Consider the following 26,510-nt stretch of genomic DNA (forward strand, 5'->3'; position numbering starts at 1 on the left):
GAGGTGGATCATGGGTAGGTTCGCTGGAGTGCCAGCGAACTCCATCGGGCTGAGGTCCGAACGCGGTCCCGTCCTCGCCGCCGTCATGCTCTCGACGGCGCTGGTCGCCGTCGATGCGACGATCATCGCGACCGCGGTCCCCTCGATCGTCGACGACATCGGCGGCTTCACGGAGTTTCCCTGGCTCTTCTCGATCTACCTGCTCGCCCAGGCCGTGTCGGTCCCGATCTACGGCAAGCTCAACGACCTGTTCGGCCGCAAGCCGGTGATCCTCTGGGGCATCGGCCTCTTCCTGGCCGGCTCGATCCTGTGCGGGCTGGCCTGGGCGATCTGGCCGCTCATCGCCTTCCGGGTCGTGCAGGGCCTCGGCGCGGGCGCGATCATGCCGACCACCATCACGATCGTCGGAGACCTTTATTCCGTACGGGAGAGAGCGAAGGTCCAGGGGTACGTGGCGAGCGTGTGGGGCATCGCCTCCGTGGTCGGCCCGGCGCTGGGCGGCATCTTCAGCGAGTACGTCTCCTGGCGCTGGATCTTCTTCGTCAACATTCCGCTCTGCCTGCTGGCCGCCACGATGATCGTCCGCTCCTTCCACGAACGGGTCGAACGCGGCCACCCGGTGATCGACTACCGCGGCGCCGGCCTGCTCGCCCTGGGCCTGGCCCTGGTGATCCTCGGCGCGCTCGAGGGCGGGCAGGCCTGGGCCTGGGACTCCCCCGCCAGCATCGCGATCCTCGGGATCGGTTTCGCCTCGCTGCTCGGGTTCGTCCTGGTCGAGCGGCGGGCCCCGGCCCCGGTGCTGCCGCTGTGGATCTTCCGCCGCCGGCTGCTGGTCTCCAGCGGCCTGATCTCGGTGGGCGTCGGCGCGATCCTCTACGGCCTCAGCTCGTACATCCCGACGTACGTGCAGGACGTTCTCGGCACCGGCCCGCTCGTGGCCGGCTTCGCGCTGGCCACGCTCACCATCGGCTGGCCGATCGCCGGCAGCCAGGCCGGACGCCTCTACCTGCGGCTGGGCTTCCGCTGGTGCGCACTGATCGGCACCATGCTGGTCCTCGCCGGCTGCGCCCTGCTCCTGCTGCTCGGCCGCACCTCGCCGGTCCCGATGGTCGCCGCCGACTGCCTGATCATCGGGCTCGGCATGGGCCTCACCGCATCGCCGACGCTGATCGCCGCCCAGTCCAGCGTCGGCTGGGCCGAGCGCGGCGTCGTCACGGGGAGCAACATCTTCCTGCGGTCGCTCGGCAGCGCGGTCGGCGTGGCCGTCTTCGGCGCGATCGCCAACGCCACGGTCGGCGCCGGCCCGGTCGACCCGGCCTCGCTGACCACGGCCGTGCACCGCATCTTCATCGGCATCGTCCTGATCGCGGGCGTGCTGATTGTGCTGTCGCTGGCGATCCCGCGCTCCGCCGACAACGCCATCACCCCGAGCACGCCGGCCCTCGTCGAATAGTCACTACGATGGTAGTGATCTCAACTACCATCGTAGTAGGCTCGCGGCATGGGAAACCGGCGGGAGGAACTGCTCGACGCGGCGATCGCCGTGCTCGGCGAGGGCGGGATGCACGGGCTCACCCATCGGCGGGTCGATGCGGCCGCTTCGGCGCCGGCCGGGTCCGCTTCCAACCATTTCCGCACGCGGGAGGCGCTGCTCGACGCCGTGGTGATGCGGTTCGCGGAGCGCGAGCGGCGCAACTGGGAGGCGATGGCCGGGCAGCTGCGGCCGGTCGCGCCGGAGGAGCTCGCCGGCGCGCTGGTGCGGTTCGCGCACGCCGCGACCGGGGAGCATCGGGCCCTCACGCTCGCCCGCTACGCGATCCTCATCGAGGCCGGCATCCAGCCGGGGCTGCGGGCGCGACTGCTGAGCACCGGCGCCGGGGTCAACGCGTGGTTCATCGCCTGGCTGCGGCTGGCCGGCTCGTCCGACCCCCAGCGGCACGCGCCGATCATCATGAACCACTGGACCGGCCTCGTCCTGCACGAGCTGGCCATCCCCGATCCGGCCTTCGACCCCACGGAACAGATCACGACGCTGGTCACGCACTTGCTGCGATCGGAGGTCACGACATGACTGAGGACGAGATCTGGCGGGTCGTCCACGAGCGGCGGCTGAGCGTGGCCGACCTGCTCGACGACCTCGGCCCCGAGGAGTGGGACCGGCCCACGCTGTGCGCCGAGTGGCGCGTACGGGATGTGGCCGCGCACCTCACCCAGCAGCAGCTGACCGTGCGTGACGAGCTCAAGATGCTGGCGCTCTGGCGGGGCAGCGTGGAGAACATGACGCGTGACGCCGCCCGTCGCAAGGCGAGGTCGGCCTCCCCCGCGCAGCTCGTCGCCGAGCTGCGCGCGACCGCCGCCTCCCGGCGGCACACCGTGGGCGTCACCCAGCTGGAGTGCCTCATAGACCTGCTGGTTCACGAGCAGGACATCGCGCTCCCGCTCGGCCGCCGCCGCGAGATGCCGACGACCGCGGCCGCCGTCGCGGCGACCCGGGTGCTCACCATGCGTTTCCCGCCCCCGCTGCCGTCCGTGCGGGGCATGGCCGGCGTACGCCTCGTCGCCACCGATGTCGCGTGGACGCACGGTGCCGGCCCGGTCGTCGAGGGCCCGATGGCCGCGCTGCTGCTGGTCTGCGCGGGCCGCACCGTCGCGCTGCCCGAGCTGTCCGGCCCCGGCGCCGACCGGCTCAGGGGCAATCGCTCTTGATGTCGAGCGTGTGGTCGGCCTCGAGCAGCGCGTTCGGGTCCTCGCTGCTCGCCGTGTGCACCGCCGCCTCCGGGCGGGTCGGCGCGATCAGCCCGCGGTCGAGGGCGGCACAGTCGATCCACGCCGAGTAGACCTTCGTGTCGCCGACCCACATGCCACGGTCGCCCACCCGCGTGTCCTTCACCGCCGGGAACTCCCAGTTCACCTCGTCGTGCACGGCCGCCAGCGGATTCTGGGTGCCCGCGAAGGCGTACACCCAGATGAAGTTGGTTGTCACGCGAAGCGTGCGATGCCCGTTGACCATCACCGAGGCATAGGTGACGCGCCCGCTGACCCGCGGCTGCTCCCGCGGGTCGAGCTTCACCGCCGGATCGATCCAGGTGGCGATCGACGTGAACGTCGCGTGCTTGAACCAGCCGGTGATCTGCGCCCGCCCGTTGGGCGCCAGCATCGGAATCAGCCGCGCCGGATCATGCCCGGTCAACATCACGTCATCGAGCCGCCCCGCGATCATGGCTCGGCGCACCTGCTGGAGCGAGGCAAAGACCTGCGCGGCGGTGAACCCGGTGACGGCCGCCGCCTTGGGCAGCGTGATTCCGGCCGCGCCCTTCGCATAGCCGGCCGCAGGCGTGCCCGCGAAGGGATCGGTCGGCGCCGCGCTCTGCGTGCTGGTCGCGCTGATGCCGCTGGGCACGCTCGCCGTCGGGTACGACCCGATGGCCGCCCCCGGCCTGGCCTCGAACATCTTGGGCACCGCGAGCGCCAGCAACCCCACCACGAGGACACCCGTGAGGACCCACGGCAACTTCCGGGCCACGCCGTCCCAGCGGCGCTTGGCGCGAACCCGTCGCTCGGTCCGCTCGGCCCAGCTTTCGAGCTGTGTAAACGGATCCGGTGTTTCCTGCTCAGCCATGACCCCCGCGTCCCGGCCGTAGTTCTCCGTCGAGGCGCATCATTATGCGCCAACCCCCACTCCGATGTGGACCCGTTTCGAGCGCCGGCCGATCACGCCGCCCGACGGTCACGGAATCGGCCACCACCCCACCCCGACGGTCACGGAATCGGCCACCCACCCCACCCCGGCGCCGCGGCACCGTGACGGCGCCCAGGTTCTGTCGCTGCCGCGGCGTAGCCGCCAATGGCGTGATCACGGGCAGGCGATCAAGGGCGGGACGTTGCCGCGCGCAACCGGCCGCACGGCGCGCGACCAAGTAGCGGCTCGGGCCATGGAACGCCCGGCCCCAGCCGTCCACCGGGCCGGGCGGGTCACACCGCGCGGGCCGGGCGGGTCGCACCGCGCGGGCCGGGCGGGTCGCACCGCGCGGGCCGGGCGGGTCGCACCGCGCGGGCCGGCCGGGTCGCACCGCGCGGGCCGGCCGGGTCGCACCGCGCGGGCCGGCCGGGTCGCACCGCGCGGGCCGGCCGGGTCGCACCGCGCGCCGACCAGGCATCGGCCCGAGGCTGGCCACCGACGTCGACCGCCGGCTCGCCGACCGCGCAATCCGGCTGCTCGTCTAGGGCGTGGAGACGGGGGTGGCCTGCCGCGTGGCCGAGGGCGCGGTCGGCTGAGCCGGCTCGGCGGGCGCAAGCTCGGCGGACGCGGGGTGGCCGGTCGCCGGGCGGAGCTTGGCGGCCACGCCGAGGCCGACGGCGACCAGGACCGCCAGGCCGGAGATGATGCCGACGGCGGCGGTCGGGACGTTGAAGAGTTTCAGGGCGCTGGCCAGCAGGACGATCACCAGGGCGGAGCGGACCAGACCGGCGGGAGCGCGGGAAGAGATGCGGGAGCCGATCAGCACGCCGGGGACCGAGCCGATGAGGACGGCGGCGGCCAGGTCGAGCTTGAGGTCGCCGAACAGGGCGTGGCCCAGCGCGGCCGCGGTGACCAGCGGGATGGCCTGGACGAGGTCGGTGCCGACCAGGTCGTTGGCGCGCAGCTTGGGGTACATGGCCAGGAGCACCACGATGATCAGGGAGCCGGAGCCGACCGAGGTGAGGCCGACGATCAGGCCGCCGGCCGCGCCCAGCAGGACGGTGGGCAGGGGTTTGACCTGGACCTTCGGGGCGGGTCCGGACTCGGAAGAGGAGCGGCGGGCCGTCCAGGCCTTGATCAGGAGGCCGCCGGCGGCCAGAACCAGGGCGACGCCGAGGGCGATGCGGATCGTCTGCTGGACGCTCTCGTCGTCGCCGAGCAGGCGCAGGAGCAGAACCCCTAGAAAGGCGCTCGGCACGCTGCCGGCGCACAGCCAGGCGACCAGTTGCCAGTTCACCGTGCCGCGCCTGGCATGGACGAAGCCGCCGAACGGCTTCATCACGGCGCTGGCCGCCAGGTCGCTGGAGACGGCGGCGATCGGGGGCACGCCGAAGACCAGCACCAGGATGGGGGTCATCAGCGCGCCGCCGCCCATGCCGGTGAGGCCGACGATGATGCCGACGCCCAGGCCGGCGAGCGCCAGGGTGAGATCCATCCGGCGATTCTGGCCGAGGATTACCCACCTTGTCCACTAAATCAGTGGAGATTGTCGACTTTCCTACTGGCTGGGACGACGTCCAGCAGCAGGGCGATATCGGCGCCCGGCATCGGCCGCGCGAAGTGGAATCCCTGCGCGAAGCGGTACCCCATTTTGTGCAGGCGGTACGCCTGGTCGGCCGTCTCGACGCCCTCGGCCACCGCCTCGATCTTGAGGCCCTCGGTGATGCCGATGAGCCCGTCCACGATCACGGCCTGGGCCGACGCGCCGGTCACGCCGTCGACGAACGACTTGTCCACCTTCAGGACCTTGACCGGGCAGTCCACGAGCAGGCTGAGCGACGACTGCCCGGTTCCGAAGTCGTCGAGGGCGATCCTGAGTCCGAGGGCGTGCAACGCGCGTACGGCGTCGAGGGATTCTCCGGTGCCCAGCACGGCGGTCTCCGTGACCTCCGCGACCAGCCGGTGCGGCGTCAGGCCGGAGGTGCGAAGCAGCTCCGCCACCTCGGCGGGGAAGCCCGGCTCGCGCAGCTGCCGGGCCGAGATGTTGACGCTCACCTTCTCGGGCGCGGCGTCGCCGTAGGCCAGCTCCCACTCGCGGGCCTGCCGCACCGCCTCGCGCAGCACCCAGCGGCCGAGTTCGACGATGTAGCCGTTGCGCTCGGCGAGGGGGATGAACACACCCGGCGAGACCAGGCCGTGCGTGGGGTGGCGCCAGCGGATCAGCGCCTCGACCCCGGCGAGCCGGCCGTGCGGCAGCTCGACGATCGGCTGGTAGAGCAGGAACAGCTCGTCGCGGGCGATGGCCTGGCGCAGGTCGGCGGCGAGCCGGGCGTCGGCGTCGGCGATCTGGTCCATGATCGGGTCGAACCAGGTGCAGCGGCCGCCGCCGGTGTTCTTGGCCGCGTACATCGCGACGTCGGCCCGGCGGATCAGCTCCTCCGGCGTGTCGCCCCTGCGGGCCGCCGTCACGCCGATGCTGACCCGGGGCGCGAGGTCCTGGCCGTTCAGGGAGAGCGGCTCCTGCACCCGGTCGAGCACGTCCCGGAGGAGGTCGGACGCGCCGTCGCCGGTCAGCAGCAGGGTGAACTCGTCGCCACCCTGCCGCGCGACGAAGTCGGACGGGCGCAGCTTCTCGTGCAGCCGCTCGGTGACCGCCCGGAGCAGCGCGTCACCCATGCCGTGGCCCATCCGGTCGTTGATCACCTTGAAGTCGTCGAGGTCGAGCAGCGCCACGTGGAACGACTCACCGTTCGCCAGCCGCGAGGTGACCTCGTCGGCGAACAGCGACCGGTTCGCGATGCCGGTGAGCGCGTCGTGGCTGATCTCGTGGTCGAGCTCGGCCTGGTACTCCTGGAGCCGGGCCAGGTTGGCGTCGACGGTCGCGAGCAGCCGCCGGTTGTCGCGCAGCGCGCTGATCTGCCGGATCACCACGAGGGCGGTGAGCGCGCTGACGCAGATCGCGATGCCCAACTGCGCGCCGCCGTCCGCGGCCTCGCCGATCAGCAGCACCGCGCTCATCGCGGCCACGGCGAGGTAGGGCAGCACGCTGATCCGCGGCGCCGGCGTGGGCCCGGTGACCGGAGTGGCCACGGCGTGGCGCTGGCGCTCGGCCGCGATGACCGTGAACAGCGAGGCGATCGGGCCGGACAGGAGCGAAGTGGACAGCCAGGGACGGTCGGCGAAGGCCGGTCCGAGCGAGCCGCTCAGGGCGGAGATCGCCACGCCGGCCGACAGCAGGCGCAGCGCTCCCCGGTCGAGCTCGCCGGCGCCCGCGAAGGTGATCTTGACGATGGCGATCATCGTGATCAGGGCGAGGGCACAGACCGCGAGCATCGCGGTGTTCTGCGCGGTCCACTGGCCGTTGGAGGCCAGCCAGTACCGCCAGAGCAGCCCGCCGCAGGTGATCACGAGCACGCCGGCGTCCAGCGCGAACCGGGCCCAGTCGCCGCGGCTGCGGTGCCAGGCCGGCAGGCGCAGCAGCGCCCAGATCGTCAGCAGCACGACCACGAGCAGCAGGGACGTCGTGACCGGCCCGACGTACTGCCGGGGCGCCGGGCCACCGAGCGCGTCGTGCGCGCTGGTGACCTCGGCGACCGTGAGCACGCAGTCCGCCAGGGCGAGCGTGTGCCAGAACCGGCGGGTGCCGTCGGTGAGATCCGGGCGGAGGGCGGTCCTCCGGCAGGCGTACGCGCCGAGCGCCGCCATCGCGATCGTCGGGAGCCACCCGATCACCGGGTGCGACCACTCGTGACCCAGCCCGGCCAGCACCCAGATCGCCTCGACGAGGACGAGGGCGACCGCGATCGCGATCACGCCGCGGGGCCGGCGCGGGACAAGGAGGGCGGACATGGTTGTCACTTCGGTGTCGCCGCGGCCCGGATGAGGAGTGTGTGCGGTGCGGTTCGGGTGCCGAACCGGAAAAGTCAGACCGCTCGCGCAACCCCTTCGACGCGAATGTCCCCGAACCAGCGGGCCACCGCCTTGTCGAGGTCGCCGTCGCCGTCCACCCAGGCCACGATGCCGTCCGGCCGCACCAGCATCTCCGGCGTCTCCGGCGTCTCCGGCGTCTCGGGCGCCTCAGAGGTACGCCCGCCGACCAGGACGCCGTTGCCGGAATGCAGGTGGTCGGCGAGGCGGCTGCCGTCGGCCAGCACCAGCTCGGGAGCGCTCCGGCCCACCCGCGGGTCGTCGCCGCCGAGGTCGTACCGCTGCCGCAGCCCGGCGATGCTCGACGCCAGATAGGTGGCGCCGTCGGTCGTGCGGGACAGGTCGGCGAGCACGCCGCGCAGGGCCCGGGCGTACGGTTCCGGCTTCATGATCGCGATCTGGGCACGGGTCCACTCGAGCACCCACGCGCCGATCGGGTGCCTTTCCTCCGTGTACGAGTCGAGCAGCCCCGCCGGCGCCCAGCCCCGGATCTCGGCCGCGAGTTTCCACCCGAGGTTCATGGCGTCGCCGATGCCCAGGTTGAGCCCCTGACCGCCGAACGGCGAGTGCACGTGGGCCGCGTCGCCGGCCAGCAGCACCCGGCCGCGGCGGTAGCTGGTGGCCTGCCGGGCGTTGTCGGTGAACCGGGTCGCCGACAGCACCCGCTCGACGGTGACCTCGACCCCGCTGGTGTGCCGGATGCTCGCCTCCAGCTCGGCCGCCGTGATCGGGGCGTCCCGGTCGATCGGCGGGCCGTCGAACTCGACCGTGAGCACCCGGCCGGGGACCGGGCCGTGCACGTAGACGCCGGTGCCGGTCACGTTCCACCCGCGGCTGAGGCCCTCGGCGCCGGACATCTCCACGATCGCCTGGTGGCCGGTGATGACCGGGTCGGTGCCGGGGAAGTCGAAGCCCGCGAGCTTGCGGACCACGCTCCGCCCGCCGTCGCAACCGACGAGCCAACCGGCCTCGACGACATCGTCGTCGAGCTCCACGCGTACGCCATCGGGGGTTGAATTGAAATCACTGAGGGTGACACCGCGCCGGATCTCGGCACCCAGCGCGACGGCGTGCTCGGCCAGGATGCGCTCGAGGTCGGCCTGACCGACCAGCTGCACCGAGCCGGCGGGACCGTGCTCGAAGAAAGACGGATCGACGTCGTCGGCGCTCAGCCAGATGCCGCCGAAGTGACCGGCCACCCGGGGCATGCCACCACCACCTCCGCCGCCGCCGCGGAACTGCTTCATCCGGGCGAATGCCGCCTCCTGCACCTCGCGCAGGCGGGGAAGCAGCCCCCGCCGGTCGAGAGCCTCGGCGGTCGGCACGTTGATCGCGCCCGCCTTGATCGTCAGGTCGGGCTCGATGAGCCGCTCGACCACCAGTACGCGAATCCCCCGAAGGGCCAGCTCGCCCGCCACCATCAAGCCGACCGGGCCGGCGCCGGCCACCACCACGTCATAGGTCATGGGTCAATTTTTATACCCGGTCAAACTTTTTATCAAGTATATGATTCCTCACATGACCAGGCCGGGGCTGCGCGAGCGCAAGAAACAGGAGGTCCGCGAGCGGATCTCGGGGATCGCGACGTTGCTTTTTCTCGAGCGCGGCTTCGACGCAGTGAGCGTCGCGGAGATCGCCGAGGCGGCCGGCGTGTCCAAGATGACGGTGTTCAACTACTTCCCGCGCAAGGAGGAGTTGTTCTTCGACCGCGTGCCCCAGCTTTTCGACATGATCACCACAGCCGTACGCGATCGCGAGCCGGGCGTGGCGGCGACGGACGCGCTGCTCGCCCTGTGGCTCGGGCTGTTCGATCAGCGGCACGCGCTCGCCGGAATGCACGACGAGGTGAGCACCTTCTGGCGGGTCGTGCTGGGGTCGCCGGCGCTGCGGGCCCGGGTGCGCGAGGCGCTCGAAGAGATAGAGACGCTGGTCGCGGAGCTGTTCGCCGAGGCGGGGCAGCCGGAACCGGAGATGACCGCGGCGCTGGCGCTGGCGGCGGTCCGGGTCCGCTATGTCGCGGCGGCCCGGCGGATCATGAGCGGCGAGCACGCCGAGTCGTTCGCGGCCGAGCAGCGCGCGTCGATCGTGGCGGCCTGGGGAGCGGCCGTCGCCGCGGGGATGACCAACTAGAGAACAAGTCGACGCCGGCGTCGGGGGTGGGCCCGGTCGTCGAGGTGACCTGGCAGGTCTCGACCGATTCGTCCTTCTCGTCGCTGTCAGCGCAGGGATCGATCTCCACCGGGCCCGCGCAGGATCACACGGTGAAGGTGGATATCTCCGGCCTTCTGCCCGCCACGACCTACTGGTACCGGTTCGGCTACGGCGGGAGCTGGTCGCCGGTCGGGCGGACGATGACCGCGCCGGCCGCCGCCGACGCGATCACCCGGATGCGGGCCGGCGTCGTGAGCTGCGCGGCCTGGGAGGCCGGTTACTTCGCGGCCTATCGGCACCTGGCCGAGCGGGGAGATCTCAACCTCGTCGTCCACTTGGGCGACTACATCTACGAGTACGGGACCGGGGAGTTCGGCGCGGGCGGCAAGGTCGTCCGCAAGGTCGCGCCGGCGAACGAGACGATCACGCTTGCCGACTACCGGACCCGGCACGCGCTCTACAAGACCGATCCCGACCTGCAGGCGCTGCACGCCTCGGTGCCGTGGATCATCAAGTGGGACGATCACGAGGTCGCCAACGACATGTGGAGCGGCGGCGCCGAGAACCACACACCGGCGACCGAGGACTCCTTCACCGCGCGGGTGGCGGCCGCCCGGCAGGCGTACGCGGAATGGATGCCGGTCCGCCTGGCCCCTGACGGCCATATCTACCGGAGAATCCGGTACGGCTCGCTCTTCGAGCTTTCGATGCTGGATCTGCGGACCTATCGCTCGCAGCAGGCATCGGGTACGGCGGTCGACGATCCCGGCCGGACGATCGCCGGCACCGATCAGCTCGCCTGGCTCACCGACGGCCTGGTCACCTCCACGGCCACCTGGAAGATCGTCGGCAACCCGGTGATGATCTCCCGGCTCGACGTCGGCACCCTCCCGGCCTGGCTGCTCGGCCCGCTCGGCGCCCGGATCGGCGTCCCGGCCAACGGCGTCGCGCTCAACGGCGACCAGTGGGACGGCTACAACGCCGACCGCGAGCGCCTGGTCGATGCGCTGCGCGCTCACGGCACCAAGGACGTCGTCTTCGTCACCGGCGACATCCACACCTCCTGGGCCAACGAGCTGACCACGAAGGACACAGGCTCGAGCAACCCGGCCGCCGCCGAGTTCGTGGTGCCTTCGGTGACCAGCGACAACATCAACGACTTCCTCGGCACCAGCCCGGGCGGGCCGCTCAGCCTGCTCGCCGCGTCGCTGATCAAGCTCACCAACCCGCACGTCAAGTGGGTCGAGACCGACGGGCACGGCTTCGGCGTCCTCGACATCACCACCACGCGCTGCCGGATGGACTGGTACCACCTCGCCGACCGCACCAAGCCGGGCTCGGGCGCGTCCTGGGTGCAGGGCTGGTCGGTCGGCCGGGGTTCATCCAAGATTCGCAAGGAGTCCGCGCCGTCCTGATAGGCAGGGCCACGGCGAAGCAGCCGCAGACCAACCCGCTGCTGGACAACTACGAGTGATTTGTCCGTCTTGTGCGGCGCCCGTCGTTTTCGAGGGGCCGTTCGCCGTTGGCTGGGTCACAATCGGCTCGGGAGATCGCCATCGGAAGTCGGGAGCGCTAGTGTACGAAACAGTTTCGTTTCGCTTGACTGTCAGGACGGGGGAATGTCATGGCTGAGCAGACGACCGTCAACGCCGCGCCGGCGCGTTCCCGCAAGCTCGACGAGGAACGGGAGCAGGCGATCCTGCGTGCCGCCTACGAGCTGCTCGGCGAGACGGGCTATCAGGGACTTCGCGTCGACGCCGTCGCCGCGCGGGCCCAGGCCAGCAAGGCGACCCTGTACCGGCACTGGCCCACCAAGGCCGGCCTGGTCGTCGACGCCGTCCAGTGTTGCAAGGTCGACGATCCGCCGCCGCGCGACACCGGCAGCCTTCGCGGCGACCTGACGGCGTGGTTCACCCAGATCGGCGAGACGATCACCGGTCACGAGGGTCCGATCCTGGCCGGCCTGTTCATGGCCATGCACACCGATCCCGACCTGGCCGGCGAGCTGCGCGCCATGCGGGAGTCCAAGGTGCCGTTCGCGGAAGCCATCTGCGCGCGTGCCGCGGAGCGGGGCGAGCTCAAGCCCGGTTACAACCCCGGGCTCATCGACGAGATCGTTCCCGCCCTGCTGTTCATGCACTGCTTCGCCCTCGGTGCGGACCTCGACGAGGCCTTCATCGCGCATCTCGTGGACGACATCATCCTGCCGTTGCTCACCCGCTAGCCCGCTCCCGGCTTTCTCGGCCCGCGCTCCGTTCGATCGTGGGCGATCTCCTCGTGCCCTTTTAGGGGGATTCCTGTGTCTATCTCCACATCTTCGTCTCGCGACGCCCTGACCACGCCCGATATACCGGAAAAATCCGGATCCAAGTGGCTGGCACTCGCGGTCATCTGCGTCTCGCAGCTACTCATCGTGCTGGACGCCACGATCGTCACCGTCGCCCTGCCCACAGCCCAGAACGCGCTGCACATCAGCGACGCCAACCGGCAGTGGGTGATGACCGCGTACACCCTGGCCTTCGGCGGCATGCTGCTGCTCGGGGGCCGGATCGCCGACTACACCGGTCGCAAGCGGGCCTTCATCATCGGCCTGCTCGGCTTCGCCGCGGCCTCGGCGCTCGGCGGTCTCGCCCCGAACGCGGGCACCCTGTTCGCCGCGCGGGCGCTGCAGGGCTCGTTCGGTGCGCTCATGGCGCCGGCCGCGCTGTCCCTCCTCACTGTCGCCTTCACCGAGGCCAAGGACCGGGCGCGGGCGTTCGGCGTGTACGGCGCCATCTCGGGCGGCGGCGGAGCCGTCGGCCTGCTGCTCGGCGGTCTCCTCACCGAGTACGCCTCCTGGCGCTGGACGCTGCTGGTCAGCGCCCCGATCGCGATCGTGGCGGCACTGGCCGCGGCCCGGTTTGTCCGTGAGAGCCGCGCCGAGGGCAACACCCGCTACGACCTGCCCGGCGCCCTGACCTCGTCGGCCGGCCTGGTCGCGCTGGTCTACGGCTTCACCAAGGCGGCCAGCGACGGCTGGGGCTCGGCCACCACGATCGGCTTCCTGGTCGCCGCCGGTGTCCTGCTGGTCGCATTCGTGGTGATCGAGCTGCGCTCGTCGCACCCGCTGCTGCCGATGCGCGTCGTCCTCGACCGGAACCGAGGGGGCTCGTACCTGTCGGCCCTGCTGGTCGGTTCCGGCCTGTTCGGCGTGTTCCTGTTCCTCACCTACTACCTGCAGCTGACGCTGGGCTACTCGGCGCTGGAGACCGGCGTCGCGTTCCTCCCGTTCACCGTCGGCATCATCCTCGGCGCCGGCTTCTCGGCCCAGATGCTGACCCGCGTCGGCCCGCGCATCCTGATGTTCGCCGGCCTACTCCTGGCCGCCGGCGGCATGGTGCTCCTGACCCGCATCGGCCAGGACACCGGCTTCTGGTCACACGTCTTCCCGGCCGAGCTGATCATCAGCTTCGGCATGGGCGTCGTCTTCGGCCCGATGTCCAACACGGCTCTGGTCGGCGTCGCCAACCACGACGCCGGGGTGGCCAGCGCCCTGATCAACACCACCCAGCAGATCGGCGGCTCGCTCGGCACGGCGCTGCTCAACACCATCTTCACCTCGGCCGTCGCCGCCTACCTCGTCGACCACGCCACCAGCCCGTCCCAGCTCAACGCACTCCAGGGCGAGGCGGTGGTGCACGGCTACACGGTCGCCTTCTGGGTGAGCGCCGGCATCATCGGCGCCGCCGCCTTCATCGCCCTGGCGCTGGTCAAGGCCAGCCGCAAGGACGTGGCCTCCGCCGAGGCGGTGCCCGTGGCGGCCTGATCCCTTCGCTCGACCCCTTTGCCCCACTCCGGCGGCGCGGCCCTCCCCGGCCGCGCCGCCTTCGTCTCGCTCGCGCGGTCCTCCCCGGCCGCGCCGCCTTTGCCTCGCCGCCGTTGTCTCGCCGGGCTACGACGCGGTGGTTTCGAAGCGGTCGCGGGCTTGGTAGAGATTCCAGAGCTCGCCGGCCAGGTCGGAGGGATCCAGCGGCTCGGGCAGCGCGTCGGCGCCCCACTTCTCGGTGGCGAACCGGGCCGCGTCACTGCCGCCGACCATGCCGGCCACCTGGAGCAGTCCGGCGTAGACGCCGGTGCCGGCCAGCGAGGCGTTCAGGGACTGCAGGTAGGAGCGGGCGGCGGCCGCTGCAGCACCCACGTTGGCCAGCTGCGGATACGGCGCCGTCGCCGTCGCCGGCAGGCCGAACAGCACGCCGCCCCGGCCTCGCGCGACCATGCTGGGCAGCAGCTGCCGGATCAGCGCGGCCGGCGTTCGCAGCAGCAGGTCCACCGGGAAGTCGAAGGCGTGGGCGTCGCAGTCGCGCGCCTCGACCTGGCGGCTCATCCAGTCGGGACCGGCCGGCGCGTAGTGCAGGACGTCGATCTCGCCCAAGCGGGCGGTGATCGCCGCGAGCAGCGAGGGCAGGGCCGAGCGATCGGCCAGGTCGGCGGGGAAGCCCGCGGCCTCGATGCCCTCGTCGGCCAGGGTGGCCGCGAACGAGTCCAGGCGGTCCTGGGAGCGAGCCACCAGCGCTACCCGGAAATTCTCTTGGCCGAAGCGGCGGGCCACGGCGAGGCCGAGGCCCGGACCGGCGCCGATCACCGCGATCGTCTCTGTCATGACGTCCCTCCCGGTCTTCCTCAACATGACGACATCGTCAACTTAGGCCCAACATGATGATGTCGTCAACTTGTAGGATTCCGCCATGACTGCGCCGCTACGGGCCGATGCGCTGCGCAACCGCGCGCGGCTGCTGGCGGCGGCACGAGAGCTGTTCGCCTCGCGGGGGCTGGACGTGCCGATGGTGGACATCGCGCGGCATGCGGGGGTCAGCAACGGCACGCTCTACAACCGGTTCCCGGCGCGGGAGGACCTCATCGAGGCCGTGTTCGCCGACCGGATGGAGAAGCTGGTCGCGCTGGCCGACCGGGCATTGCGCGCCGATGACCCGTGGGAGGGCTTCGCGTCCTACCTTGCCGGGGCCTGCGAGCTGCAGGCCACCGACCGCGGCTTCAATCAGATCGCGGCCCGCGGGATGCCGCAGACGCCGGCGGTCCGGGAACTGCGGCGGCGCGGGCTGGCCGCGGTGACCGAGGTGATGGCTCGTGCGCAGCGGGCCGGTTCGCTGCGGCCGGATGTAGCCGTCGACGATCTCGGCTTCGTGATCTGGGGCGTCTCACGCACGGTCGAGGCCGCGCCGGGTGCGTGGCGCCGCCATCTCGCCCTGATGCTCGACGGGTTCCGCACCGAGGGCGCCCATCCGCTGCCCGACGCCGAGCCGCCCGCCCACTCGGCCTAGGACGCCTGCCGGGGACCTGACCTGCCGGTCGAGCGCCGCCGCCGGTGCGGGCGATGGAGTGGCCGTGAGCCGCGCGCTATAGCCCTCGCGCCGATCGGTGACGACCATGGTGACGTGGATGTGGATGAACTGGTGGGGTGCTTCGTCGTCGAGATCGGCGTACGACTGGCGTGGCCGTATGTCGGCTTCTGCGACAACCAGCCGTCCCGCGCCCGCGAAACGCGCTTGTACATCGACGCGCCGTGGTCATTCAACGAGCTGATCGCCGAGGACGACGACCAGTGGCTGCACACGGCCCGCAAACTGAATCTCGCCACCATCGAGCGCGCCTGGGTCGGCGGCGCCGGCGAACTGCACCTGGTGACGGCCGAGGGCGACCGGCTGGCCATCTCCGGCGAGGCAACCGCCAACACCGTAGGCGAGCCATGGCGCTTCACCCGTTGGCAGCAAACTTAGCCGCGGCGTCCCGAACCGCCGGGCCCGCCAACCGCTCGACCACCAGCGCGCCGCCGCGCGTGCTCAGCCACAGGTCGATGTCGCTGGCCTTCGCCAAGCCCCCGGCCGCAATGTGCTCCCGGCGTGCGTAGCCGGTCCCCTCGTCGGCGAGGACGTCGTGGATCACCACCTCACCGGGCGCCACCGCAGCCGGAAACGGCACCGGCTCGCACAGACCGCGGCGCGCGCGACCGACGCGCCAACCGATATCCGGCAATTGGTCGGTGGCGGCTTCGGCTCGGGAGCGGGTCCTGCCGCCAGTCCGTCGCTACCGCGGCCCGATTCGCTCACGGCACGGGCACGTGGCATTTCCGGGTGGGGTTCGGGGTATGTCGATGGCATGACCGCCGCGGACGCACGCCTGGTGGCCGGCCGATACCGGGTGGAACGGCCGCTCGGGCAGGGCGGCATGGGTCGAGTCTGGCTGGCCGAGGACCTGGTGCTCGGCCGGGAGGTGGCGGTCAAGGAGATCGTCCTGCCACCGGACCTGACGGAGCGCGAACGCGACGCGCTGCGGGAACGGACGCTGCGCGAGGCGCGGGCGGCCGCGCGTCTGACCCATCGGAACGTCGCGGGGGTCTACGACGTATTCGAAGTGGACGGGCAGCCCTGGATAGTGATGGAGCATGTTCCGTCACGCTCGCTGCAGCAGGTGATGGACGCCGAAGGGCCGCTCGAGCCAGGGCGGGTGGCCGAGATCGGACTACTGGTGCTGGCCGCGCTGCGGGCGGCGCATCGGGCCGGAGTGCGGCACCGGGACGTCAAGCCGTCCAACGTGCTGCTCGGCCTCGACGGCCGGGTCGTGCTCACCGATTTCGGGATCGCCACCATCGAGGGCGACGGCAGCACCACGACCTCCGGCCTGGTACTGGGATCCCCGCAGTTCATGGCGCCGGAGCGGGCGCTGAGCGGCGAGTCGCTCCCCGCCTCGGATCTGTGGTCGCTCGGCGCGACGCTCTATGCGGCGGTCGAAGGGCGGCCGCCGTACCAGCGGCCGTCGGCGGTCGGGACGCTGATGGCGCTGGTGGCCGAGGACCCGGAGCCGCCGCACCGGGCGGGTGTGCTCAGGCCGGTGCTGGACGGGCTGCTGCGCAAGGACCCGGGCGAGCGTATCGACGGGGCCGAGACCCGGCGCCGGCTCCGGGTTGCGGCAGCGACAACCGCGCGGCCGGAACCGCTTGCCGTGCCGTCAGACCCCGTTCCCTCAGATCCCGTTCCACCGATCTCCGCGCCGCCGATCTCCGCGCCGCCGATCTCCGCGCCGCCGATCTCCGCGCCGCGCCGGCGGTCGAGACGTTGGATCATGGTGCTGGCGGCAACGCTCCTGGCCGTCGTCATCGCCACCGTCGTCGTGATCGCCTTGGCAACCAGCGACGCCGGAAATCGGTCCACCGCGACGCGCCCGTCCGCCGGCCCACTTTCGCAACCGCCGCCCGGGGCCTCGGCCGGTGCGACACCGAGCGCGGCAGCGAGCACGGCAGCGAGCACGGGGCCGAGCACGGACTCAGCCGGCGCGACTCCGGCCGGCACCGACCCGGTGACGCGGGGATCGCGTCCGGCCCTGCCGAGCGGCTGGACGGACTACCACGACCGGACCGGGTTCTCGGTGTACGTGCCCGCGGGCTGGGCGAAGTCCCGGAAGGGGTCGATGGTCTACTTCCGAGGGGCGGGCCGGGTACTCGGCATCGACCAGACGACCCAACCGAACATGAACCCGGTGGCGGACTGGCGAGGAAAGGCCGACTATCGCGTCGCGCGCGGCGACTTCCCGGGCTATCACGAGATCCACATCAAGCCGGTGACCTATTTCGTCAAGGCCGCGGACTGGGAGTTCACGTTCGACGGGTCCTCGGGCCGGCAACACGTCAACAATCGCGGTGTCGTCGTGAACGGCCACCAGGCGTACGGCTTCTACTGGCAGACCCCGGACGCGCAGTGGGCCGACGCATACCCGGACCTCCAACTGGTCTTCAAGAGCTTCCGCCCAAGGAGCTGAGCCTCAGTCGGCAGCGGCTTCGGCTCGGGAGCGGGGGCGCCGCGGATCAGGTAGCCCTGGTCACGCAGGGAGGCGCGGATGGCCGGGATGCATTGATCTGCAACGATTGCGGGCATGCCGCGCCGGTTTCGGCTTTCCTATCTGTACGCGCTGATCGGCGCGTTGCTGCTGCTGGCCGGGTTTTGGCTGCTCTATCCGGTTCGGGGTACGCCGGGGTTCGGGACGCAACTGCGGATCAACGTGGGGTCGAACCTGCTTGATCTGGTGCTGGCGGTGCTGGTGTTGCAGCCGCTCGTGTTGTCGCTCAACCGGAACTCGGTGCGGTGGCGCAGCCGCCTCGACTACCGGGCCGTGATCCGGCGGATCGAGCGGGCCACCGACCACGTGGACGTCTGGAAGTACTGGACCGGTCTGCTCGAGGCCCGCCATGAGCCGGCCTTCGCGGCGGCCGTTCACAAGGCGCTCGAGCGCGGGGTGAAGTTCCGGATCCTGCTCACCGATCCCGCCTCGGCCGACGCGGCGGAACGGGCCCGGCAGGTCGCGCCCACCGACGCCCTGGCGCTGATCCGGCAGAACATCGAACGGCTGGACGAGATGGTGCGGGCGCTACCGGCCCGGTACGCCGATCTCTTCCAGGTGCGGATCAGCCCGGTCGGGCCCGCGCACGCCTGCTACCGCGTGGACGACTGGCTCTCGTACGGACTGTTCCGCAACCGGCGGGTGAGCGAGAGTGACCAGCGTGAGGTACGGGTCCGGGGTGATCTGGGCGCGCTGGCGCTGGAGGCCTTCGAGAACCGGTGGAACGGCGCCGGCCTGCTGGAGATCGGCGACCACTACCGGATCCGGCTGCGGTTCACGGTCGGCGACACGGTGGCCGACCACGAGCTGCGGTACGTGATCCACGACGGCGAGCACTGGGTGAACGTGCACCCGGCCGCCCTCCCCCACGCCTTCCACCCGGACCACGCGGTGGCGATCGCGAACGACGGCCGGCGGCGATTCGTGCTCACGGACAATCCGCCGGGAAGCGCGGCCAGTACGTCATCGGGAAGCGCGGCCGGCCTCTACGCCGCGAAGTACGGGCCGGATCCCGGTGCCGTGCTGCTGAGGCTCACGGAGGCTTAGCCCTCGCCTAGCCCTCATGAACCGCCACCCGCCGCCGATTTCAGAGGGGGCGGGAGACGGGACGGGCGATGGACGTACGGCACAAGCTGCTGGGGGCATTCCTGGCCGCCGCGGCGCTGGTTGCCGCCACCGGCGCCATCGTGCTGCACGCCGACTCCGCCTCGGCTGCGCGCGCCGCCGTCACCGCCGCCGAGCAGATGGCGGGCGGAGCGGCCAAGGACATCGCGCTCGGACTGCCGCCGGCCCGCGCCGGGCAGACCAGCGTGCCCCTGTTCTACAACCCGGAGGCTCTCGCCTCGTACCTCGACCGGCTGCACCAGAACCAGAACCGGGACATCGTCGTGGTGGACCGGTTCAAGCGGATCCTCGCCGACGCCGCGCCCGAAGACGTGGGCGAGACCTTCACCGAGGACAGCGGCGACGAGGTCACGCACACGATCGAGGATGGCAAGCCCCGGATCTTCGTCGAGCACGGCGACGACAGCCCGAAGCCGATGCTGCAGGTGGTCGTGCCGGTCACCGGGCCGGCCAACATCGTCAAGGGCGCGGTGATCCTCGAGTACACCCAGCTCTACAACCAGATGATGGACGCGAGCCGGCCCGCGCGGCAGGCGATCGTCACGGCGGGGGCGATCTGCATCCTGCTGGTCGTGCTGCTCGGCTTCGTGATCGCCACGTCGATCACCCGGCGGATCGACTCGCTGACCCGGGCCGTGCAGGTGATCCGGGACGGCGACTACTCGCGGCGGGTCGCGCTCAAGGGCCGCGACGACCTCGCCCGGCTCGGCAACGCCTTCGACGACATGACCGGGCGGCTGGAACGCTCGGCGCGGGAGATCCTGGCCAAGGAGTACACCGACAGCATCCTCGCCAACGCGGGCGAGGGCATCTGCGGCGTCGACGCGGACGGGCGGATCACGTTCGCGAACGCGGCGGCCGGCCGGATCACCGGGCTCGGCGTGGACGGCCTGCTCGGCGAGGACGCGCGTGGGGCACTGCAGGTCCTGCCGGACGACGACCTGGTGGCGGGTGACGAGGACCGCGAGGGCACCCTGCAGCGTCCCGACGGGTCGGCCGTGCGGGTCGCGTACACGATCAGCCACATCGGGAAGCGGGGCGCGGTGGTCGTGCTGCGCGACGTCAGTCGCCAGCGCGCGCTGGAGCGGGACCTGCGCCACCAGGCCCTGCACGACGGCCTCACCGGCCTGCCGAACCGCAAGTTGTTCCTGGACCGGCTCGAGCACGCGATGACCCGGGCCCGCGCCGCCAGGACGGAATTGACCGCCGTGCTGTATCTGGACCTGGACGGCTTCAAGAAGGTCAACGACTCCCTCGGCCACAACGCCGGCGACCAGCTCCTGCGCACCACGGCCGAGCGGCTCGCCGCGGCGCTGCGCCCGCAGGACACCGTGGCCCGCCTCGGCGGCGACGAGTTCGCGGTGCTGCTCGAGGACGCCGACCGGGAAACGGTCGAGGCCCGCGCCCAGGCCTGCCTCGACGCTCTGAACCAGCCGTTCCTCGTGCAGGGCCGCAAGGCGGTGGTGTCGGTGAGCATCGGCGTGGTGCCGGGTGTCTCCGGCTACGGCGACGCCGACGAGGTGCTGCGCAACGCGGACGTGGCGATGTACGCGGCGAAGGCCCGCGGCAAGGGCTGCTACCTGCTCTTCGAGAGCCACATGCACGAGCAGCTGCTCGACCGGCTGGACAGCGAGTCCCGTCTGCGCGACGCCGTGCACCGCGGCGAGCTGCGCCTGCACCTGCAGCCGGTGGTCGACCTGATCCAGCGGAAGACGGCCGGGGTGGAGGCGCTCGTGCGCTGGGAGGATCCGGAGCGCGGGCTGCAGCAGCCGGGCGCGTTCATCCCGCTCGCCGAGGAGACCGGCCTGATCACCGAGATCGACCGCTGGGTGCTGTTCGAGGCGTGCCTGGCGGTGAAGCAGTGGCAGGACCGCACTCCCGACGCGTCGCCGGCCTGGGTGAGCGTGAACCTGTCGGCGGCCAACCTCGACATCCCCGACCTGACCGACCGGGTGGCGTACGCGCTGGCCACGACCGGTCTGTCACCGCACTGCCTGGTGCTGGAGCTGACCGAGACGGTGCTCATGCGCGACATCGCGGTCACCTCGGCGCGGCTCGAGGAGCTCCGCGAGCTGGGCGTGAAGATCGCGATCGACGACTTCGGCACCGGCTACTCGTCGCTGGGCTACCTGCGCGACATCCCGGTCGACGTGCTGAAGGTGGACCGCTCGTTCATCACCGGCCTCGAGGACAACCCCCGCCAGCAGGACCTGGTCAGCGCCGTGATCCAGCTCGGGCACACCCTCGGCCTGAAGGTCGTGGCCGAGGGTGTGGAGACCGAGGATCAGCTTCGCCTGCTGAGCCGGATGGGGGCCCGCTACGCCCAGGGTTACTACCTGGGACGGCCGGCCCCCGCCGATCAGCTTTCGACAAACACGGCGACCGTACGCGCCGGAACCGTGAACGTTCCGGAGGACTTGTCGTAGGACGCCGTCCTGACGACCGGGTCGGCCGAGGCCCGCTGGACGGGATGCAGAGTGATCCGCTTCCCGGCCAGCGAGGCCACGGTCGACGAAGAGGCCGCCGGGGTGCCGTTGAAGACCACGGTCACCGACTTCCAGTTCCGGTCGATTCCCCGTCCGTCCAGAGTCATCGTGATGACCCCCGGGGTCTCGGCCGCACCGGAGAGCGGGAACGTGAGCCGCTTCTGCACCTCGGCGGCGGTCGGGAGGCCGAAGACCGGTGAGGAGCGGCGGATCCGCAGCAGCTCCTGGTAGGTCTGGTCGGCCTGGTTGACGGCGGCGCAGCCCGGCACCAGCGCGGGGTCGGCCAGCAACGGCCGGGCGTACGGCCACTTGTCGGCGTTGTCGGCGGCGGGCGGCAGTCCGCGGCCGAAGCCGTTGCCGTCGGCGCAGTTCCAGATGATTTGGTTGAACCAATCACCCGAGTTGAAGGAATTACGGTCCAGCGATTTGGACCGCAGCCGTTCACTCCCCGAGGCGACGAACCCGACCCCCTGTCCGAGGGCCGTCGTGGCCAGCGCGACCGTCTGCGCCCGCGCACGATCGGAAGCCGACGTCGCCTGCGGCAACTTGTAGGCCAGCGCGTCGTACAGGATCTCGTTGTCATGCGCGTCCACATAGGTGATCGCGTCCGACGGTTGGGCCGTATACCCCGCCGGCGACCCGTTGTAGTCCACCTGCGATCCCGTCACGGTCGCCCCGGACGAGTCGGTGAACGTGTACGACGCCAGGTTCCCGGACAGCCCGACCTTGATCAGATCCTGGTCGTGCAGCAGTCGCGCCTTCTGCTCGGCCGCGGTTCCGTTCGCCGGGTCCCCGTTCGGGTCGGTGTACAGCCCCGACGCGAACCCCTGCAGCCGCGGGTCGGCATCGAACGGCCCGCCGCCACGGACGGCGTCCCGGAGCCGGTCGTTGAACGTCCCGATCCCGGTGCCGGCCATGTTGGCCTGGGTCGCCTGGACGAAGCGGGCGTTCCCCGCCACCTCCCCGAAGTCCCAGCCCTCGCCGTACACGTAGATGTTCTTGCCGTCGACGCCGTCCTTCGCGAGCGTGAGTTTGTCGAGGGCGGCCCGCACGGCCAGGATGTTCGCCTTCGGGTGGTGGCCCATCAGGTCAAACCTGAAACCATCCACCTTGTACGCCTTGGCCCAGGTCACGATCGAGTCGACGACGAGCTTGCCCATCATCGCGTTCTCCGGCGCCGTGTTCGCGCAGCAGGTCGAGTTCGCGACCGTGCCGTCGGCCAGCAGCCGCTGGTAGTAACCCGGCACGATCTGGTCGAGCACCGAGTTCGGATCGGTCCCGGCCGCCGAGGTGTGGTTGTAGACGACGTCCATCACCACGCGCAGCCCGGATTGGTTGATCCCTTCGACCATTTGCCGGAACTCCCTCGTCCGGTCGTTGGGGTCGACGGCGTACCCGCCCTCGGGCGTCGTGTAGTGCAGCGGGTCGTACCCCCAGTTGTATCCGTCCTTGGCCGCGACCGCGGCCACGCACGCCTGCTGCTGGTCGGAGTCGGCCGGCAGCGAGGCCAGGTCGCAGGCGGGCTGCTGCTGGTCGGCCCGGTTCTCCGGGATCGTGGCGAAATCGAAGACCGGCAGCAGGTGCAGGTGGGTGACGCCGGACTTCGCCAGGGCGGTGAGGTGCTTCATCCCGGCCGTGGACGGGTCGGTGAACGCCTCGTACGTCCCCCGAGAGCCGACCGGCACCGACGAGTCGGCCATCGAGAAGTCGCGTACCGAAAGCTCCGAGATCTGGATCTTCGCGGGGTCGGTGGCGGCCGGTTTGCGCAGGGCGGACCAGCCTCCCGGCGCGAGCGCCGGATCGGCCAGGTCGACGATCCGGCTCAGCTTCGAGTCCGTCGAGAGGCCGAGGGAGTACGGGTCGGTGACCGCTGCCGTGACGATCTTCTGCGTGGCGGGTTGCCACGCGGTGACCCGGTACGCGTAGTACTTGCCCTTCCAGCTCGCCGGACCGCGGACGGACCAGATGCCGGTGCGGTCGTCCCTCTTCATCGTCACGATCTGCGGCGCCGCGGCGGGTGTGTCGTAGAGCTGCAGGTCGACGGTGTGCGCGGTCGGCGCCCAGACCGAGAGGGTGGTGCCGACCGGCCCCAGGGTCGCCTGGGTCGCGGCCGAATAGACGTCGTCGAGCACGCCGGCGGTCTGCACCCCGGTCGCCGAGAGCAGCTTGCCGGCCGCGTCCCGCTCGGTGACGACGATCTGTCCCTTGAGGATGGCCTGCACGTCCGCCTTGGGCACATTGAAGGCGTCGTACTGCCACAGGTGCGGGAACTTCGCCCGCTGCGCCTCGGTCAGACCGTCCCGCCGGACGGTCAGCGGGATCTCGTGGTAGCTGCCGGTCAATTCACCGTCGGCCACGCCAATGCCGCCGTCGTTCGCGTACGCCAGCGCGTACTTCTTGCCGTCGGTCGCGTCGCTCGGCTTCCAGGCGATCGTGCCCCGGTCGATCCAGACCGCCGACTCCTTGGTCAAGTCGATGACCCCGGCGTTGCCCGCCTTCTTGACCACCGGCAGCAGGCGGTCGGTGATCCCGGCGAGCAGCCAGACCTCCCGGCCCGCCGTGGCGAAATCGAGCCGCTGGTCGTCGGGCAGATCCTTGGTGTCTCCCTTGTGGATGATGTAGCTGAGCCCGGTCGCGCCGGCCGCCAGCGGCACCCGGAACGTGACACCGTACGAGTCGGTCGCGGCGGGCGGCAGCGGCGAGCCCCAGTCGGTGCCGGTGGCCGCGCCGTCCCAGACGTGCAGACCCCAGCCGCTGTAGTCGCCGTCGGCCCGGTGGTAGTGGATGACCGCCGTGTTCTGGTCCTGCGGCGGGTAGTCGGCGCTGGTGTAGACGGCCGGGTCGCCCTGTTTCAGCCACACCTCGGGGTTCTTCGTCGGGTCGAGCGAGCGGTCGGCCTCGACGTCCTTGACCCCGTCCTTGCTGACCACGATGAAGCCCATGGTCTTGGCGCCGGGCTTGAGCTTCACGTACGCGAACTTCCCGTACGCGTCCTCGCCCACGAACGGCTGCCCGTTGGGCCATGAGGTGGACATCGAGTCGTCGACGTCGCCCCAGACGTACAGGCCGTAGTTGTCATAGTCGCCGGCCGCGCGCTGGTAGTGCACGACCGCGTAGTCGGGGCTGGTCGAGACGACCGGCGTGCCGACGGTGATCGCGCTGGTGGCGGAGGCGAGCCGGCCCCGGCTGTCGCGCACTACCGCCTTGTACCGCACGGTGGTGCCGCCGGCCAGCCCGTCGAGGTCGTGGTAGATCGTGTACGGCGCCTTGGCCGCGGTGCCGACCAGCTTCCACGGGCCGTCGCCGACCTGGGCCGCGAGGGTCACGGTGGCCAGCGGGTCGCCGGTGACCTGCGCGGTCACGGCGGCGCGGGTGGGCACGAGCGCGCCGGCCGCCGGCGAGCTGATCGTGACGGTGGGCGCGGCGGCCGCCATGGGGAGCGGCTTGTCGGCGCGCAGAACCAGGGTGGAGAGGGCCGGCACGGTGACGGTGATCTTGCCGTTGTCGGCGTTGAGGGCCGCGCTGCCACCGTAGATCGTGCGGAACGTGCCCGCCGAGGAGACGTCGAAGGTGACGGTCTGCGTCGTCGTGGCGTTGTTCGCGGCGACCACATATTCGGTCCGCTTGGCCGGGTCCAGGCGGGAGACCGCGAAGACACCGGGGCCGGACGCCGCGTACCGGGTGATCTGCTCGCCGTCGACGAGGCCCGGGTTGGCCTTGCGCAGGGCCGCGAGCGACGCGATCGTGCGGTAGAGCGGGTGCTGGGTGTTGTAGTTGTCGACGGCGTGGGTGCGATCGGTCCCGATCAGGTCGTCGTCGAGGTAATCGGCGGTCTTCGAGGCGAACATGTCCTGCCGGGCGTCCTTGTCGCCGCCCGGCCCGGTGAAGCCCTGCTCGTCGCCGGAGTAGACGACCGGCTGGCCGCGGGTGAGGAACATCAGCTCGTGGGCGAGCTCGTCCCGCCGCAGATAGGTGTCGGCCGGGGCGCCGCTGGACTCGATGAACGAGCCGATCCGGCCCATGTCGTGGTTGCCGAGGAAGGTCGGCAGGCGGTCGGCGTCGGTGTCGCGCGCGGTGTAGAGCGGGTCCTTCGCGTACACATCGGCGAGTGCCTGCCCGGAGCCGGCGCCGGTCACGAAGCCCTTCGCCGCGTCCTGGAAGGAAAAGTCGAGCGTGGCCGGCAGTCCGCCCTCGCGCACGTAGGTCGACTCGATCTCCTGGTCGGCGCTGTAGACCTCGCCGAACATGAAGAAGTCGTCCTTGCCGGCCTTCTTCGCGGCGGCGTCGATGCCTGCGTTGAACTGCGGCCAGAAGTCGAGGTCGGCGTGCTTGACCGTGTCGAGGCGGTAACCGTCGATGCCGGTGGCGGCGATCCAGTCGGCGTAGATCTTCGTCATGCCCTGGACGACCTCGGGACGCTCGGTCCACAGGTCGTCGAGGCCGTAGAAGTCGCCGTACTCGGCGTTCTCCCCGGCGAACGTGGAGTTGCCGCGGTTGTGGTACATCGTCGGGTCGTTGAGCCAGGCCGGCACTTTGACCGATTTATCCGCCGTGGAGGGGAACACCGGCGTATAGGGGAACGACGAGGCCGAGACCGACGGGAAGCCGTTCTTGCCATCCGAATAATTGCGGTCGTCAAACGCCCGCCCCGCAGAATCCCGGTACGGCTGGGTGGCCTTGTCCACATAGTCGTACTTGTTCTGGGCGTACTGGATCACGTCCGCCGTGTGGTTGACGATGATGTCCAGGTAGATCTTCAGGCCGCGCTGGTGTGCCAGCTTGACCAGCCGCTTGAGGTCGGCGTTCGTGCCGAAGTGCGGGTCGACCTGGGTGAAGTCGGTGATCCAGTAACCGTGGTAGCCGGCCGAGATGTCGCTGCCGCTGCCCTGCACAGGCCGGTTCTTGAAGACCGGGGCGAGCCAGATCGCGGTCGTGCCGAGCCCCTGGATGTAGTCCAGCTTGTCGATCACGCCCTGCAGGTCGCCGCCGTGGTAGAAGCCTTTGTCGGCCGGGTCGTAGCCGGTGGACAGCCGGTCGCCCTTCGGACCGCCCTTGTCGTTGGCCGTATTGCCGTTGGCGAACCGGTCCGGCAGGACGAAGTAGTACTGCTCGGCGGTGTCGAGCCGATCGCTCCCCCAGCTGGCGATTGTCGCGTCGCTGGGCGGACCGGCCGCGGCCCTGGCCGGCGTGGCTATGAGGAAGGGAAGGAACAGGCAAAGCACGGCGGCCAGGAGCGGCCTTCGTTTCGCGACCAC

The 26,510-nt window shown here is 70.9% G+C and carries 18 protein-coding genes and 1 pseudogene; 12 read left to right on the forward strand and 7 right to left on the reverse strand.

The annotated features are described in order from the left end of the window. Positions 1 to 28 precede the first annotated feature (28 nt). The 3 genes from A3CQ_RS0144565 to A3CQ_RS0144575 are packed head-to-tail and all read left to right on the forward strand — an operon-like array spanning position 29 to position 2,706. The gene (locus tag A3CQ_RS0144565) at positions 29 to 1,453 is read left to right on the forward strand and encodes an MFS transporter (RefSeq protein ID WP_020517458.1); all 1,425 of its coding nucleotides are present in this window, start codon (positions 29 to 31) and stop codon (positions 1,451 to 1,453) included. A 48-nt stretch (positions 1,454 to 1,501) separates the two neighbouring features. Next, the gene (locus A3CQ_RS0144570; protein ID WP_020517459.1) at positions 1,502 to 2,071 is read left to right on the forward strand and encodes a TetR/AcrR family transcriptional regulator; all 570 of its coding nucleotides are present in this window, start codon (positions 1,502 to 1,504) and stop codon (positions 2,069 to 2,071) included. After that, entirely contained in the window at positions 2,068 to 2,706 is a 639-nt protein-coding gene (locus A3CQ_RS0144575; RefSeq protein ID WP_020517460.1) for a maleylpyruvate isomerase family mycothiol-dependent enzyme, read from the forward strand. The genes A3CQ_RS0144570 and A3CQ_RS0144575 overlap by 4 nt, the downstream gene beginning before the upstream one ends. Here A3CQ_RS0144575 and A3CQ_RS58285 read toward each other — a convergent pair. The 4 genes from A3CQ_RS58285 to A3CQ_RS0144595 all read right to left on the reverse strand — a co-directional run bounded on the left by A3CQ_RS58285 (position 2,687) and on the right by A3CQ_RS0144595 (position 9,072). After that, entirely contained in the window at positions 2,687 to 3,619 is a 933-nt protein-coding gene (locus tag A3CQ_RS58285) for a hypothetical protein (protein WP_051115541.1), read from the reverse strand. The two genes, A3CQ_RS0144575 and A3CQ_RS58285, sit on opposite strands and share 20 nt — an antisense overlap. A 601-nt stretch (positions 3,620 to 4,220) precedes the next feature. Then, positions 4,221 to 5,174, reverse strand: a complete 954-nt coding sequence (locus tag A3CQ_RS0144585; RefSeq protein ID WP_020517461.1) for a sulfite exporter TauE/SafE family protein — start codon at positions 5,172 to 5,174, stop codon at positions 4,221 to 4,223. Between the two features lie 41 nt (positions 5,175 to 5,215). Beyond that, positions 5,216 to 7,528 (reverse strand): putative bifunctional diguanylate cyclase/phosphodiesterase, encoded by a 2,313-nt coding sequence (locus A3CQ_RS0144590; protein ID WP_020517462.1) that lies wholly within the window; start codon positions 7,526 to 7,528, stop codon positions 5,216 to 5,218. 74 nt (positions 7,529 to 7,602) lie between these two features. Further along, the gene (locus A3CQ_RS0144595; RefSeq protein WP_020517463.1) at positions 7,603 to 9,072 is read right to left on the reverse strand and encodes an FAD-dependent monooxygenase; all 1,470 of its coding nucleotides are present in this window, start codon (positions 9,070 to 9,072) and stop codon (positions 7,603 to 7,605) included. 52 nt (positions 9,073 to 9,124) lie between these two features. Between A3CQ_RS0144595 and A3CQ_RS0144600 the strand changes: the two genes are divergently transcribed. From A3CQ_RS0144600 to A3CQ_RS0144615, 4 genes and pseudogenes are all read left to right on the forward strand, one after another. Next, positions 9,125 to 9,736, forward strand: coding sequence for a TetR/AcrR family transcriptional regulator (locus A3CQ_RS0144600; RefSeq protein ID WP_020517464.1), 612 nt, complete (start codon positions 9,125 to 9,127; stop codon positions 9,734 to 9,736). 8 nt (positions 9,737 to 9,744) lie between these two features. Beyond that, a pseudogene (locus A3CQ_RS56255) lies at positions 9,745 to 11,172 on the forward strand (alkaline phosphatase D family protein); the annotation flags it as partial. Between the two features lie 209 nt (positions 11,173 to 11,381). Then, positions 11,382 to 11,981, forward strand: a complete 600-nt coding sequence (locus A3CQ_RS0144610) for a TetR/AcrR family transcriptional regulator (RefSeq protein WP_020517466.1) — start codon at positions 11,382 to 11,384, stop codon at positions 11,979 to 11,981. Between the two features lie 75 nt (positions 11,982 to 12,056). Next, on the forward strand, positions 12,057 to 13,562 hold the full coding sequence (locus A3CQ_RS0144615) for an MFS transporter (RefSeq protein WP_245577647.1): 1,506 nt from the start codon (positions 12,057 to 12,059) through the stop codon (positions 13,560 to 13,562). A 126-nt stretch (positions 13,563 to 13,688) separates the two neighbouring features. On the opposite strand, the gene A3CQ_RS0144620 is transcribed toward A3CQ_RS0144615, so the two are convergent. Next, positions 13,689 to 14,396 (reverse strand): SDR family NAD(P)-dependent oxidoreductase, encoded by a 708-nt coding sequence (locus A3CQ_RS0144620; RefSeq protein WP_020517468.1) that lies wholly within the window; start codon positions 14,394 to 14,396, stop codon positions 13,689 to 13,691. Positions 14,397 to 14,481: 85 nt separating this feature from the next. Between A3CQ_RS0144620 and A3CQ_RS0144625 the strand changes: the two genes are divergently transcribed. Together A3CQ_RS0144625 and A3CQ_RS0144630 are read left to right on the forward strand one after the other, a co-directional pair. Beyond that, entirely contained in the window at positions 14,482 to 15,075 is a 594-nt protein-coding gene (locus tag A3CQ_RS0144625) for a TetR/AcrR family transcriptional regulator (protein WP_020517469.1), read from the forward strand. A 114-nt stretch (positions 15,076 to 15,189) separates the two neighbouring features. Further along, entirely contained in the window at positions 15,190 to 15,531 is a 342-nt protein-coding gene (locus A3CQ_RS0144630; protein WP_157297108.1) for a hypothetical protein, read from the forward strand. Here A3CQ_RS0144630 and A3CQ_RS56260 read toward each other — a convergent pair. After that, the gene (locus A3CQ_RS56260) at positions 15,509 to 15,697 is read right to left on the reverse strand and encodes a hypothetical protein (protein WP_157297110.1); all 189 of its coding nucleotides are present in this window, start codon (positions 15,695 to 15,697) and stop codon (positions 15,509 to 15,511) included. The two genes, A3CQ_RS0144630 and A3CQ_RS56260, sit on opposite strands and share 23 nt — an antisense overlap. Positions 15,698 to 15,910: 213 nt before the next feature. Here A3CQ_RS56260 and A3CQ_RS56265 point away from each other — a divergent pair, with 213 nt between their 5' ends. The 3 genes from A3CQ_RS56265 (at position 15,911) to A3CQ_RS63875 (ending at position 21,195) form a co-directional block, all read left to right on the forward strand. Further along, positions 15,911 to 17,566: a serine/threonine-protein kinase gene (locus A3CQ_RS56265; RefSeq protein WP_020517472.1), complete on the forward strand. Its 1,656-nt coding sequence runs from the start codon at positions 15,911 to 15,913 to the stop codon at positions 17,564 to 17,566. Between the two features lie 114 nt (positions 17,567 to 17,680). Further along, complete coding sequence (locus A3CQ_RS0144645; RefSeq protein WP_020517473.1) at positions 17,681 to 18,691, forward strand: hypothetical protein; 1,011 nt, start codon at positions 17,681 to 17,683, stop codon at positions 18,689 to 18,691. 68 nt (positions 18,692 to 18,759) lie between these two features. Next, a complete protein-coding gene (locus A3CQ_RS63875) occupies positions 18,760 to 21,195 on the forward strand; it encodes a putative bifunctional diguanylate cyclase/phosphodiesterase (RefSeq protein ID WP_020517474.1) in 2,436 nt (811 codons plus the stop codon). Here A3CQ_RS63875 and pulA read toward each other — a convergent pair. Further along, on the reverse strand, positions 21,129 to 26,510 hold the full coding sequence (gene pulA / locus A3CQ_RS0144655) for a pullulanase-type alpha-1,6-glucosidase (protein WP_020517475.1): 5,382 nt from the start codon (positions 26,508 to 26,510) through the stop codon (positions 21,129 to 21,131). The two genes, A3CQ_RS63875 and pulA, sit on opposite strands and share 67 nt — an antisense overlap.

It is taken from the genome of Paractinoplanes globisporus DSM 43857 (assembly GCF_000379645.1).
Lineage (GTDB): Bacteria > Actinomycetota > Actinomycetes > Mycobacteriales > Micromonosporaceae > Actinoplanes > Actinoplanes globisporus.